The organism is Gordonia oryzae (genome assembly GCF_003797185.1).
GTDB lineage: Bacteria > Actinomycetota > Actinomycetes > Mycobacteriales > Mycobacteriaceae > Gordonia > Gordonia oryzae.
The window spans coordinates 294,046-307,356 of sequence record NZ_RKMH01000002.1 but is presented as its reverse complement, the minus strand read 5'-3'; the positions used below and the strand labels follow the sequence as shown (position 1 = coordinate 307,356).

The following is a 13,311-nucleotide window of genomic DNA, read 5'->3' as shown; positions in this document are numbered from 1 at the left end:
CCATTGCTATCCACGATCAATGAAAATGCGGCGTCTCTCAGATCTACTGCGGACCTTACCTTAATTAGAGTATCCCAGAGAGTATCCCATTCCGAAGTTAGTGCAGATATATCGATTGCATGCATATACCAGACATCGAGCTTCCCTAACCGAAACTCGCCTACACCCGTGGGCACGCCGTTAGCTCTTTGCTAGCGTTGCCCGGGCGGTGTCGAAGCAACGACGAAGCACCTCAGCAGACGCGAGTACACCGGTTGAGGATGTCAGATTTTCGGTCGGAGCTGGGTCGCGCTCAACCGGGGGTAGAAAACTGCGCAGTGTGCCATCTGCAGCTAGCCGCAGTGCGTATGGCCCCTCATCGGAAAGGCCTTGAGAGACAAAGCGACCCGGCTTCATAGCTTCGATGCTGTATGACGCACCACCGATCTTCAACCTAAGAATGCTTCGAGGAAGCAAATCCGGTGACCGCGTTCCGATATACTCTTCAACCGAATCGCAAAATATCTGTGAGTCCTGCGTATTGAGACTGAGGGCTCGACTGACTTCCATGGGGAGCCGTCCGTCGTTCCAATAACGGACCCACTCGTCGCTCACGCCATTGCGTTCGGAATCAATTATGGTGTACAGGCGATGATCAACAACGTTATACTGCCTCGAAAGTTGGTCGATATCGCGTAATTCCGATAGACTACCAGCAGATTCGCTACCAAACACGACTGTGTTGATTTTAGTCTGCGTAAACTTCACCTCCCGCAGAATGGCGAGGGCCGCCTCAGGAGACTGATACCGGCTAGAAACCGTTTTCCCGATAAATGCAGTGAATCCCGCTTCGCTGAGCGAATGAATACTAAGCGTTACGCGGTCAAGTCCCGCTGACTTCAGGTCGCGCGCATACCGACGAAGTAGGCTGCCGTTTGTTGTCATCGAGATATTGATCGGATACGAATCACGTACTTTCGACAACTGATCGACTAACTCAACAATCCCCCGCGTCCCATCGCGATAGAGAAGGGGTTCCCCACCCGTCAATTTAATATCAGTGATGCCTGAATCGGCAGCGGCAAAGACAACCCGCATATAGTCGTCGATTCCGAGGTTGCGCTGCAACACGGAGCTTCCGGTCGATTGTCCCTCGTTGTGGCAGAAGAAGCACCCGAAGTTGCATTGCGCAGTCAGCGAGATCCGCAGCCTCGATGCGAGTGCGTCTCCTCGCCACAACTCGATCCAACGAGCCGCCTCGCCCGAGTCGGGACGCTCGATATTGACAGCGTGCTCGCGACTAGAGATGTGCCGCTGCAAGAGAGGGGTCATCAGTTGCCTTCGCTCGTTAAAAGTCCTGCCTGGAGGCAGATTGTAATCGCTTTGTGTGTCGTGGCTGTGACCTTCGTAGTCGGCAAGGCTGTGAGGGCGTCTGTGCTGACAGACACCTGGACTTCCTTGAAACGACAACCATGGTCATTCATCGTTCAGTCCCACCTCTGCGCACTGCCATTAGCGGCCCATCAGTGGCAGAGCTGGTGCGGCGTGACTCATGTGTTCCATCTCACCAGCCGTTCAAGTCCTTCGACGTTGAACTCGGCGGCTCCTGAGGTGATGGCCGATCCGTGGTCTGCGACGAACTCCTGGATTGCACGCTGGGCGTCGGTCCGTGCTGACGTACGCGCCTTGAGCGCTTCGTGGAGCTTGTCTTGGCTGAGCTGCGGTTCTGTGGGGTCGTACGGCCAGTTCTTCAGCCGCTCGACGCGCAGGATTTCGGCGCGCAGTGCGTATACGTTTGCCCACAGCCGGGATACCGCTTCTTCGCGCAGCGCCTTGTCGTGGCTGGCAACGTCTCCCACCGCGATGTAGGGCGTATCGCCAGATACTTCTACCGGCTCCGGGGTCGGCGTCGTGCGCGGGACGTAGTTTTGTGAGTCGCTATGCAGTTGTCTAGCGAGTTCACGTACGATCTTGGGCTCGATGCGTTTGCGAAAGTGGTCGGCCTCTCGCTCGATCTCTGACGCTGCCCGTTCTCTGCGCTGCGTGAGGGTTAAACCACGAACGCCCGGTGCCAGACCGAACACGATCCGTGCTGCTTCACCGAGCGAATCGTCCGGGTAATGAACAAGCAGGCGGGCGAGCAGCTCGTTGAGGGCCTTGATACGGCTGAGCCGATCGTGTGGCATCACAGATCGCGCGACGACTCCACGAAGCGCCAGCAGATTCATGTCGCCGAAGTCGAAGCTGACCGGCAAGCCCGTCTTGAGGATCTCCTTGAGTGGCTCGACAAGGTCTTCGAGCAGCGGCGGCTGCTTTTGCACCGGAAGCTTCGTCGTGGTCACCAGGCTCCCTTCGCAGGTCGGGCGGCAGTTCGTGAGAGCCCAGTATATGCCCAGTCTGTGACCTAGCGTATGTCCTCCGTTCGGCTGAATCGTAAGTGGTGTCCGGCAGACGCCGGATAGCCCGACTCGCGAAGGAGCATTCCAATGCCATCAATCGAGCCATACACCCAGTCCACATTCCCAAGCCGACCAACCACCGGTGGCCGGCTGGCCCGCCAGACCGCCCGCGACCTCGCCGCCATCGATCACGGCACTGACATCACGACCGCCCGAATTGCCGCCGCTGGCGAGATTCAGCAGGTCAAGGTCGATGCTGTCGCCCGCACCGGTGCCTACGCCATGCAGCAGGTCGCCTTGGTAGCACAGATGCAGCAACAGCTCGCCCTCGCGGCACCAGCTGCGTCCGGCGACCTGGACTTCATCAAGACGATGACCGTTATGGGCGTCGGCCAGATCGTCGCGGATACCAGTCGGGCGGTGAACCGCCGATGATTATGCTCCTGATCATCTTCGCCGTGGTCGCTGGACTCCTGGCCGTATTGTTCCTGGTCGGCTTCGTTGCTAGCCTCTGCGACGAAGCCGACCGGCACGCCGAGATCGCCCGCGTCAACCGCGAGCGCCGACTGGCCGAGGCTCGGATCAACCGACTCACGACGACAGCGATCCAGCAGATGGCGGAAGCCGCCGCACCTCACAGCATCGTCTGCCAGTGCACCCGTTGCGTCGGACGGGGCGGTGTGCAATGACCGACACCACGCCAGATCTGACCGACCTGCTCGTGGGCACGCAATCCGACTACGTCTCCACCGCAGAGATCGCACGAGCGAGAGACAATCTCACGCGCTGGGTGATGCAGACCGCCACGGACACTGTCCGCCGCGAGGGCTTCGCCTGGGTACCCCGTGCGGACGCGCCATCGACTTACCCCGATCTGTGTGCGGCATTCGCTCGCTCGAAGCGGTCGGGTGCGTCGCTGCGGGTGTCGTCGGAGAACTCGGCCTCGGTGATCCTGACCAGTCCCGACGCCAACTTCGCGTGGAGGTACGTCCACGACGTGGCCCACGTCGAACACGACCTGAGCTTCTCGCTCCCTGATGAGTACGCGCTGGCACTCTGGCATCTGTCCGAGCTGGAGCGCGACGGATTCAGTTCAGGCAGTTTAGAATACGCCTTCCTGAAGGCCGACACTTTGGGCCAGGTGATCATCAACGCGGTGACACGTCGGTTTCCAGCCGACCAGGAACTGTTCGATCTAGAGTGCCAACGGTTCGGGTTCGAGCAGGGCATTTTGCGTGAGATACGCCGGGAGTCGTCGTGAGTGGCGACCCCGGCGGGCTTGGTGGCCGACTACTCGATACCTGCATCACTGTCCTAATTGCCGTCATGGCGCTGGCCGGAGCAATCTACATCTTGCGCGAGATCTGGGTGCCGCTATGTGTCACGATCGCCATCGTCGTGATCGTCGGCAGTAGCAGCGCTCTGGTGTATCGGCGCTTTCGTGGCTGGTAGCACCCGACGCTGTCGGCGGTCGATTCCATGTCATAAATGCTCAACGTTGTGAATTCCACATTCATGAATTTGTCTCACATTCATCCCTGTTAGTAGAGATTCGAACAATTGAAATGCAGACCGAGTCTATTGCTTATTGATTTAATTCAATAGACAATAGCCGGCGAGTTGCACTAATTCAATGCGGCCCATTCATTTATCACGTAATTCACATTGGAGGACAGCTATGTCTAAAACAGGAAGAACAAACTATCGGCGTGGGGCTCGGGGTACGCCGAAGTCAGATCGCCAGATCGTCGTGCACGGGGTTCGGCGCGACCAGCCAGACCTCCGCAAGCTCAGCCGTGCGGTGATCGCGATGGCCATGCGCGAGGCCGAACTACAAGCAGATATCGATCAGGCGCTGACCGGAACTCACGTGGACAAGTCGACATCGGAAGAGCAGGCCGATGCAATGGAGTCTGCCGATGACTGAGCTGGGTGAGACCACCGTGTCGGCGGGATCGATGGTGTGGCAACAGCTGTTTTGGCCGCAACCACTTCCAGAGACGACAGCGTTCGGATTGCTGCGGCACTTTGCTGCACGGACCCATGCACCTCAACTGATCCTCGAAGCGCGTGCCGACGTGACTGGCGTAGAATACCTAATCGGGAGTCAGCTCCGGCACCGGGCGGCCGTCCGGCGTGCTGTTGAGCAACTCGTCGATGGCGCCATCGTCACCAGTTTCGATACTGCCGACCGGGAACACGTCACCACGGCCCGCCGAGTGCAGTTGAGTACCAGCCTTCGTCAACTGGAGCCCGTCGACGCGGTGGCCTCACATCGCTCCATCCTGCACGCCCTGACTGCGGTCGGGAAGGGTGAACAACTCACCATCCAGATCGTGCTTGGCCCCCGCCATCACCCCCAGAGTCCGCCTCAGACGTTGATGCGCGACAACCAGCCCACAGTGTCGAAGCTGATCCACGGAGTCCTCAGCGAGAACCGCCCCGACGCCAAACAGGCCCTCACACACAAGCTCGGCCAGCACGCGTTCACCGCCGCCGTCCGCCTCGGCGCAAAAGCAGGGACCGCCGAGCGGCGAAAGGTGCTGCTGACCGGACTCTCAGCGGCAATCGGGACTACCGAAGCACCCGACGTTCGGATCATGCTGCGGCAAGAGAATAGCGCCCGCGTCAACACACCGCGCGCCTCATGGTCAATGTTCACGCCATCCCAGCGCCTCACCGTCACCGAAGTAGCGCGCTTGTCAGGGTGGCCCATCGCCGATCGCGACGAACACTTTCCCGGCCAGCCACCGATCCACCCTCGCCCCGTCCGGCCAAGCAATGCCCTCACACAAGGTGTGCGCGTCGTCGCCGAAGCCAGCGCACCAGGCGCGCACGGCACCATCGGCTACAACGTCACCGACGCACTCCGGCACACATGGGTGATCGGACCGAACGGCGTCGGCAAGTCGACGTTGCTGTTAAACCTCATCATCCAAGACCTCGAAGCCGACCGCCCCGTGGTGGTCATCGAGCCGAAGGACCTGATCGCCGACCTCCTGGCCCGCATACCGGAGAAGCGCCAGGGCGACATCGTCGTGCTCGACCTGTTCGATGAAGCACCCGTCGGCATCAATCCGCTCGATGCCCAGAACCGTCACGGGCGCTCACCCGAGGTGGTGGCCGACGCCCTGTTCGGCACCCTCAAAGCCATCTGGGGCGACGGTCTCGGGCCGCGATCGGCCGACATCCTGCGTAACTGCCTCGATCTCCTCGCCCGCCGCGACGACGCCAGCCTCGTCATGCTGCCGTTGCTGCTGACCAATCCCGGCTTCCGCCGCCGCCTGACCCGCGGCGTCATGGAGTCCGACCCGTTTGCCGCTGGGCCGTTCTGGCAGTGGTTCGACAGCTTGTCGCCGGAAGCAACCGCCACCACCATCGCACCCCTGAGCAACAAGCTGCGCCCGCTGCTGAGCAGGCCTCTTCGCGATGTGCTGGCTCAACAACATCCGAAGTTCAACGTGCGGCAGGCGTTGTCGGAGAAGAAGGTGCTGCTCGTCCCGCTCCAAAAAGGTGTTGTTGGGCCGGAGAACGCCCAACTGCTCGGCGCGCTGGTCGTCGCCGAACTCTGGCAAGCCATCCGCGAACGCGTCGGAACACCCGAAGACCAACGCGACCCGGTGATGATCTACATCGACGAGGTGCAGGACTACCTCCGACTTCCCACCGATCTCGGCGACGCCCTGGCAACCGCTCGGAGTCTGCGCGCCGGGTTTCACCTGGCTCACCAGTATGAGAAGCAGCTGCCATCGTCGATGCTCGACGCATTCCGCAACAACGCCCGCTCGCGCGTCTGCTTCCAGCTCCAAGCTGGTGACGCCAAGGAAATGGTGGCCGGGCAATCCGTCCTCACTGTCGAGGACTTCACCCGGCTCCCGGCCCACCACATCTACGCCAGCCTGGTGCGCGACAACGCCGTCCAGCCCTGGGCGTCCGGAGCCACCAACCCCGCGCCAGCCACCAGCAGCGACCCCGCCGCCATTCGCCGTCGCAGCCGCGACCGCTACGGACAACCGCTCGCCGACATCGAAGCCAGCTTCACCGCGCTCATCGAGGGTGCGCAGCACACGACCGACGCCGACGACATCGGCGGCCCCCGGCGACGACGGAGGCAGGCATGAACGGGGCGATACACGGGGCGGGTGAGGCAGCATACGGTGATCCGGTCGCTGGTCCGGTCGTGTCGTCCACACCGTCCGTATCACCCCTGGTCAACGAATCATCCGCATCCGTACCGTCAGGGAATGATGGTGCCCATACGGGCACCACACCGTCCGCACGGCCACGGCGCCGGCTATCTGCCGCCGACATCGACCGCATCGCCGACCGTCTTAGTGACCGCGACCGCGCAATCCTGGCGTCCGTCGATGAACACCAATTCCTCACTGTCCGCCAGATCGAAGGACTCCATTTCGCCGCCATCAGCTCGAACGCGCGCAACCGCATCGCCCGACGGGTGCTGAACCGCCTACGAGGACTTCGCGTCCTCGACACACTCGATCGCCGGATCGGCGGTACACGCGCCGGATCAGCGGGACTCATCTTCCACGTCGGTGTAGCCGGAGATCGAATGTTGGCCCGAAAAACCAACCGGCGGCGAACCGGACGCCTGCGGTTCGATCCGAGCCCTCGCTTCGTCAACCACCGCCTCGCCATTGCCGATGCCCACGTTGCCCTCGTCGTGGCCCACCGAGCCGGGGACGTCGATCTGGTCGACGGTGCCGTCGAGCCTGCCAGTTGGCGCCGCTTCACCGGAATCGGATCGGCTCGCCGCATCCTCAAGCCCGACCTATACGCCGAAACTGCCTCAACCGACGACCTCGTCTCTGCCTGGTTCATCGAAGTCGACCTCGGCACCGAGCACATCCCGACACTGCTCACCAAGTGCCGCGAGTACGAAGCTTACCGCCAGACCGGCTTCGAGCAGTCCGAACACGGTGCGTTCCCGCTCGTCGTCTGGTCGGTGACGCACGCCAACACCGAGCGGGCCGAACGACGCCGCCAGGATCTCACCGACGCAATCGCTGCCGACCGACGGCTACCGACCGCGCTGTTCCGCGTCGTCGCACCAGAGGACCTCCTACCGCTCCTCGGCACTGGAGGTTTGCGATGAGTGCGAATCAACAACCAGTCGAGCGAAACCGAATCGTGGTCGGCGATGCGCTGACCCACCTCTCGGCTCTGGCAGACGGCTCGGTCGACTGTGTTGTCACCAGTCCTCCGTACTTCCGTCTGCGTGACTACGGCGCTGACGGCCAGATCGGGCTCGAACCTCACGTCGACGACTGGGTGACCCACCTCGTAGCACTCAGTGATGAAGTCCGCCGTGTCCTCGTCCCGACCGGCACCTTCTGGCTCAACGTCGGCGACACCTACTCAGGCCACTCGTCGCAGGGCGCCGCTCGCAAAAGCCTGCTGATGGCTCCCGAGCGACTCGCGCTTCGCCTCCAGGACAACGGCTGGATCATCCGCAACAAGATCGTCTGGGCCAAGCCGAACCCGGTCCCGACCAGCGTGCCAGACCGGCTCAACTGCACCTACGAAGTCATCTACGTCCTCGCGAAGCAGCCCCGCTACTTCTTCGACCTCGACGCCATCCGCCAACCGCTACGGAGCCGATCAACGTCGAAGCGCAAGACTGCAAAGGCCACAGGGCAGGCGCGGGAATCGTGGCGCGGACCGAACGGGATGGCCGCCAGCGGCCTGCAGTCGATCAAAGCCCAGGGACGAAACGGTCATCCCCTCGGCAAGAACCCCGGCGACGTCTGGACGATCACCCCAGGCGGCTACCGGGCTGCCCACCATGCGATCTTCCCGCTCAAGCTAGCCGAACGCATGATCGCCGCCGGCTGCCCCGAAGCTCGCTGCACGCGCTGCCGAGCACCGTGGCGGCGCAACGTCATCCGCGCGCTCGGCGGAACCGCTACCCGCGACGCCCTTGCACCGACCTGCGGATGCCACGCGGCCAAGGAGCCAGGCTTGGTCCTCGACCCCTTCATGGGCAGCGGCACCACCGCTATCGCCGCCGAGACGCTCAGCCGCGACTGGATGGGCATCGAGATCAACCCAGCATTCGCTGCCGCCGCCGAACAGCGGATCGCCGACGCGCGAGAACGCCGGGCACCACCCGAAGGGGCAGCTGCATGAACCTCATGCCTCGTCGGTGTCATGCGGCCGTTATCTGTAACCACACACCGTGGTTACCGGCCGCAGCGCACCGAGGAGGTCGCAATGTCCACACCCGATGAGTCGAACCGAGGCGTCAAAACCCTTGGCATCAAACTCAAGCCCGATGTCCACGCGCAGCTGAGCTTCATTGCCCAACTGCGCGACGGAACCATCACCGATGAAATCCAGATCGCCATCGCCGAGCACATCAGTCGGGCCAAGGACGATCCGGAACTGGCAGGCAAGGCCGCACAAGCTCGCGCCGATATCGAGCGTGAAGCCGCCGCCCGCCAAGAAGCCATCGCCACCCTGTTCGCCGACGGCGGCGAACCCGCTCCCGGAACGTCTCGTACGCGCCGGAGCCCGAAGGGAGGTGACACCACATCCTGATGCCCGCGGCATCACACGGACGCCGCTGAACCCTCACGGCGCAACCCCAGGGCCAGGGTCGGGACACGGAGACCGAGCACCACGCTCTCCCCGCGTTCCGACCCGGCCCGTCAACAACCCATGACCACGAAAGGAGGTGAGAATGAATGAAACCCCTCACGAACCATCACAGCCGGGTACCGCAGACTCCGAGCGCCACCACGAAGGCGACCCGTCGCCAAAGCCGTCGATCTACGTCGCCAGCTTGGCCGACTACAACAACGGACGACTCCACGGCACCTGGCTCAACACCGCCCGCGACCCCGACGACATCTACGCCGACATCGCGACCATGCTCGCCACCTCACAGGAGCCCGACGCCGAAGAATGGGCCATCCACGACTACGACCAATTCGGACAGTGCCAGATCGGCGAATACGACCGCATCGAGCACGTCGCCGCACTCGCGCGTGGCATCGCTGAGCACGGCTACGCCTACGCGGCGTGGCGCCACACACGTGACGACGACAGCGACCCAGACGACGCCTTCCAGGAGGCCTACCTCGGACACTACGCATCCATCACCGACTACGCCGAACAATTCGCTGACGACCTCGGCTACACCCAGGAACTGGAAAAGCTGCCCGAGTACGTACAGCAATACACCCACATTGACTACGCGGCCATCGCCCGCGACCTCGAAGCCAGCGGCGACATTGCAAGCATCGACGACCCTGAGGGCGGAGTCTGGCTATTCAATGCCAACATATAACCCGCGCATAGCACCGCCTCGAAACTGCAAAGGTTCCGAAATATTCCGTTCCGAAATTGCGAACAATCTAGGCGTTATATTGCGCATTTCTATTGATTTTAATCAATGCCTCGTTATACAATGGGAAATAGAAGGGGAATTAATAGAAATGACGCCAGATCAAACGGTGAAACTCATCAACCTGCTGACGGGCAAGCGTAGCGAGTTGAAATTGAGCGTCAACGAAGTCGCTCGTCGTGCCGGAGTCGACACTGGAACTGTTTGGCGCATCGAGCAGGGCATGATCGCCAAACCGCGAGTCGAGAGTCTGATCGCCATCGCAAAAGTACTTGGTATCAGCCCGATGCAACTATTCACCACAGTCGGGTGGCTCACCGCCGACGACCTGCCGGACCTCGGCACGTACCTGAACGCCAAGTTTGCCGACCTACCGGAGTCCGCTGTCGAGGAGGCCGAGCACTACGTCGATGACTTGCGATCCAAACGAGCAGTCCGCACACGAGGCGACTACCGACTGTCCACCGCAAGCTGCCCGCAACGCAGCACTCACTGCCCACAATGTCCCTGCGCACCGAAGGAGTGCTGACCTATGACTCACGCGACCAACACCGATGGCGCCGGGAAGGCCGTGCTCTATTTGCGCGTGTCGAGCAAGAAGCAGATGGATACGGCCGTTGACATCGATCCGGATGGAAATTCCATCGCAACCCAGCGTGAGGTCAGCACGCGAAAGGCGGACAGCATCGGAGCGATCGTTGCACGCGAGTTCGTTGAGCCCGGCGTCTCGGCGTCAACAATCGAGAAGCGCCAAGTCTTTCAGGACATGCTCGCGTATCTGCGCGAGAATCCCGACGTTCGGTATGTCGTCGTATATGCGAGGTCTCGCGCATTCCGGAACTATATCGACGCCGCAATAACGAAACGCCTCCTGGACAAGCTCCACGTCAGACTCGTGTCTGCACGTGAAGATTTCGGTGATGGTGTCTATGCCGACGCCATGGAAGCCGTCACCGACATCTTCAACGAGGTGCAGAATCGCCTCAGCGGCGAAGACATTCGCATCAAGCTCCAGCACAAGGCGATCAACGGCGGCACCACAGGCAAAGCGCCGCTCGGCTACCAGAACGTCCGCGTCGAGCATGAAGGCCGACAGATCAACACCGTGCAGCTTGACCCCAAACGGGCACCGTTGGTGCGCAAAGCATTCGAACTGTATGCCACCGGGGAATACGGCCTTGAGCGGCTCGAAGCGACCATGGCTGATCTCGGGCTGACCACCCGGGCCACTCCGAAGCTCCCCGAACGCCCTGTCACATTCAAATGGCTGCACAGGATGCTCAGAGAGCAGTACTACCTGGGCTACGTGACCTACAAAGGTGAGATCTACCAGGGGCGGCACGAGCCGATCATTGACCAAGATCTGTTTGACCGTGTGCAGGACGTCATGAACCTACGAAGCAAAGGAGGGCAGCGCGACCGAGTCCTCCAGCACTACCTCAAAGGCACACTGTTCTGCGCCCGATGCGAAGAGCGCGGACAGGTATCCCGGCTCATCTTCACAGAGGCCCGGGGTCGCTCAGGTCGGCGGTACGCCTACTTCTTGTGTCGAGGACGTCAGGACGGCGTCTGCGACCTCCCGCACCTTCCCGCCGAAGGAGTCGAGCAGGCGATCGTAGATCACTACTTCGCGATGACACTTCCGCCGCACTTTGTTACTCGCGTTCGAGAAGTACTCGCGGACGCCATGGCCGACGAGCAACGCAGCGTGACCGAACTCCACGCATCCCTGAAACGCAGACTCAAAGAACTCGAAGCCAAGGAAGACCGACTCATCGACGTCCTCGCTGACGAAGCCCTTCCGCAGGCCAAGGTCAGGGCCAAACTCCGCAAGATCCAGGCTGACCGCGCATCAGCCGAGGCAGGACTGGCCAACACATCGGCTGAGATTGCCGCCGGAGCCGGAGTGCTGATCGAAGCCCTCGAACTCGTGTCCAACCCAGCCGTCTACTACCGCGACGGGAACGACACCATACGGCGAAACCTCAACCAGGCGTTTTACCAGCACTTTTACGTCGATGAGCATGGGGTGCAGGGCAGCCGTCACAATCCGCCGTTCGACGACTTCTATGCTGCGCACCAGCTCACGCGGAAGGCGAGACCGACCACTGTGATGGCTGGCTACACGGAGCCAGATACGCACCGAGACCCCCTTGCGGAGGCCTCGGTGGCTGTAGGTGACGACTCGTCTTCTTCTGATCTGGCTCTATCCCTCGCCGACATCCTTTTGGGCACCGGTTCGAGTAAGAACACTTTGGTGGAGCTAAGGGGAATCGAACCCCTGACCTACTCGATGCGTCGGCTGGTACGCCTGGGTCCTAGCGGTCCATGCCGTTGCCCTAGGTGCAGGTGAGAGACTTCGCCTGTCCGTCTGCTCTCTATTGAGGCGCATCATTCCAGTTATTTACCGTGGGTAAACCGTGGGTGATGACGGTCAGTCCAGATGCTCCAGTTCCTCGGCCGCGAAAACTCCCCTGTCGCCGTCGTCGAGGTCGACCGCGATGAGCGGTCGGAGCTCGCCCGCCACCTTGCCCCATCGGTCAGTGCCGAGAATGTGGACGCGGTCGCCCCGAACGAATCTCACGCCGCCGGCAGCGCCCAGCGCCACGTTCCCGGCGTACCTTGTTCGCGCAGTTCAAGTTCGCGGGAGCCCGCAGGAAGAGCGAACAGGATGCTTCCACGGCCTTTTTGGCCAACACTGAGAGGCCGATAGAAAGGTCCGGGATCGAAGTCGCCACACCCAATGGCGACATCGGCCTTCGTGCCGTATCCGTCCGCGTCGATCGCGTACCAGTTGTCCGAGGAGATGACGAACCCCGGAGGCAAGGTTGCGTTGGGCGCCGGGGTTGAATGGTAGGCCTGCGCATCGATGGCCAGTCGGTAGATCTCGGAACCCGCAGGCGGAGGCGCGCTGTCTGAGCAGTTGGCCGAAGGCACCCTGTCGAGTGCAGTGACAGTGAAGGCGAGTGAACAGCTTTCGTCGGAGGCGTCAGCACAGTTCCATCCGGCCGACTGCCCGACCGCCTTGTTGAGGACGTCCGCGGTCTCTGTCGCGGTCGATGCCGATGTGGCCGATGAGCTGTGTCGGCCGGCGGTGGTACTCGAATCTGAACTGGTCCCGCAACCGGCTGCACAACCGATGGCCAGGAGTACAACGATTGCGCCGATTGCCTTCTTCACACGTCATGTTCTATCCCACCTATGGGTGCTGACGCGACGTGAATCCCCGAGTTTCCGTCAATCGATTGCGTGTCACACCCCAGATCTACGCTCACCCCGTGATCGACCGCGCTCTCCTCTCCGCTGCCGCCCGCGATATCCGCGATCTGATGCGCCAGCGTCAGGCCATCGAGCAGGCCGCGATGCTCGAGAGTGATCCGTCGGCGTGGGCGCGACCGGACCCCGAGCTGGAAGCGCTGGCTGTGGAGATCGACGAGGTGATGTACGGGCGTCGGCGGGAGATGCCGGGGCTGGTGAAGCGGATCGCCGAGGTGTTGGGGGACGACTGGGAACCGAATGGCTGATCGCTACACCTTGTCATCATGATGATGACGGTGTAATGTCATC

The 13,311-nt window shown here is 61.7% G+C and carries 15 protein-coding genes; 12 read left to right on the top strand and 3 right to left on the bottom strand.

Annotated elements, in window-relative coordinates; genetic code table 11:
* Positions 1-180: 180 nt before the first annotated feature.
* Positions 181-1,311 (bottom strand): radical SAM protein, encoded by a 1,131-nt coding sequence (locus EF294_RS03595; protein WP_123925701.1) that lies wholly within the window; start codon positions 1,309-1,311, stop codon positions 181-183.
* 218 nt (positions 1,312-1,529) lie between these two features.
* On the bottom strand, positions 1,530-2,321 hold the full coding sequence (locus EF294_RS03590) for a hypothetical protein (protein WP_123925699.1): 792 nt from the start codon (positions 2,319-2,321) through the stop codon (positions 1,530-1,532).
* A gap of 144 nt (positions 2,322-2,465) precedes the next feature.
* Here EF294_RS03590 and EF294_RS03585 point away from each other — a divergent pair, with 144 nt between their 5' ends.
* From EF294_RS03585 to EF294_RS03530, 11 genes are all read left to right on the top strand, one after another.
* Positions 2,466-2,813 carry a hypothetical protein gene (locus tag EF294_RS03585; protein WP_123925697.1) on the top strand — a complete coding sequence of 116 codons (348 nt, stop codon included), beginning with the start codon at positions 2,466-2,468 and terminating at the stop codon, positions 2,811-2,813.
* Entirely contained in the window at positions 2,810-3,067 is a 258-nt protein-coding gene (locus tag EF294_RS03580) for a hypothetical protein (RefSeq protein ID WP_123925695.1), read from the top strand. The genes EF294_RS03585 and EF294_RS03580 overlap by 4 nt, the downstream gene beginning before the upstream one ends.
* Positions 3,064-3,639 carry a hypothetical protein gene (locus tag EF294_RS03575; protein ID WP_123925693.1) on the top strand — a complete coding sequence of 192 codons (576 nt, stop codon included), beginning with the start codon at positions 3,064-3,066 and terminating at the stop codon, positions 3,637-3,639. Before EF294_RS03580 ends, EF294_RS03575 begins: the two co-directional genes overlap by 4 nt.
* The gene (locus tag EF294_RS03570) at positions 3,636-3,830 is read left to right on the top strand and encodes a hypothetical protein (protein WP_123925691.1); all 195 of its coding nucleotides are present in this window, start codon (positions 3,636-3,638) and stop codon (positions 3,828-3,830) included. Before EF294_RS03575 ends, EF294_RS03570 begins: the two co-directional genes overlap by 4 nt.
* 467 nt (positions 3,831-4,297) lie before the next feature.
* The gene (locus tag EF294_RS03560) at positions 4,298-6,499 is read left to right on the top strand and encodes a type IV secretory system conjugative DNA transfer family protein (protein WP_123925688.1); all 2,202 of its coding nucleotides are present in this window, start codon (positions 4,298-4,300) and stop codon (positions 6,497-6,499) included.
* On the top strand, positions 6,496-7,491 hold the full coding sequence (locus EF294_RS03555; RefSeq protein WP_123925686.1) for a replication-relaxation family protein: 996 nt from the start codon (positions 6,496-6,498) through the stop codon (positions 7,489-7,491). Before EF294_RS03560 ends, EF294_RS03555 begins: the two co-directional genes overlap by 4 nt.
* Positions 7,488-8,525: a DNA-methyltransferase gene (locus EF294_RS03550; RefSeq protein WP_123925684.1), complete on the top strand. Its 1,038-nt coding sequence runs from the start codon at positions 7,488-7,490 to the stop codon at positions 8,523-8,525. Before EF294_RS03555 ends, EF294_RS03550 begins: the two co-directional genes overlap by 4 nt.
* Before the next feature lie 84 nt (positions 8,526-8,609).
* Complete coding sequence (locus EF294_RS03545) at positions 8,610-8,936, top strand: hypothetical protein (RefSeq protein ID WP_123925682.1); 327 nt, start codon at positions 8,610-8,612, stop codon at positions 8,934-8,936.
* A gap of 142 nt (positions 8,937-9,078) precedes the next feature.
* Positions 9,079-9,687, top strand: a complete 609-nt coding sequence (locus EF294_RS03540) for an antirestriction protein ArdA (protein ID WP_123925680.1) — start codon at positions 9,079-9,081, stop codon at positions 9,685-9,687.
* Positions 9,674-10,273, top strand: coding sequence for a helix-turn-helix domain-containing protein (locus EF294_RS03535; protein WP_246007648.1), 600 nt, complete (start codon positions 9,674-9,676; stop codon positions 10,271-10,273). The genes EF294_RS03540 and EF294_RS03535 overlap by 14 nt, the downstream gene beginning before the upstream one ends.
* Positions 10,274-10,276: 3 nt before the next feature.
* Positions 10,277-12,097: a recombinase family protein gene (locus EF294_RS03530; RefSeq protein ID WP_123925678.1), complete on the top strand. Its 1,821-nt coding sequence runs from the start codon at positions 10,277-10,279 to the stop codon at positions 12,095-12,097.
* 81 nt (positions 12,098-12,178) lie between these two features.
* Here the strand turns inward: EF294_RS03530 and EF294_RS21300 are convergent, their stop codons facing one another.
* Positions 12,179-12,352, bottom strand: a complete 174-nt coding sequence (locus EF294_RS21300) for a hypothetical protein (protein ID WP_185090942.1) — start codon at positions 12,350-12,352, stop codon at positions 12,179-12,181.
* A gap of 670 nt (positions 12,353-13,022) precedes the next feature.
* Between EF294_RS21300 and EF294_RS03525 the strand changes: the two genes are divergently transcribed.
* Positions 13,023-13,268, top strand: a complete 246-nt coding sequence (locus EF294_RS03525) for a hypothetical protein (RefSeq protein WP_123925676.1) — start codon at positions 13,023-13,025, stop codon at positions 13,266-13,268.
* Positions 13,269-13,311 lie beyond the last annotated feature (43 nt).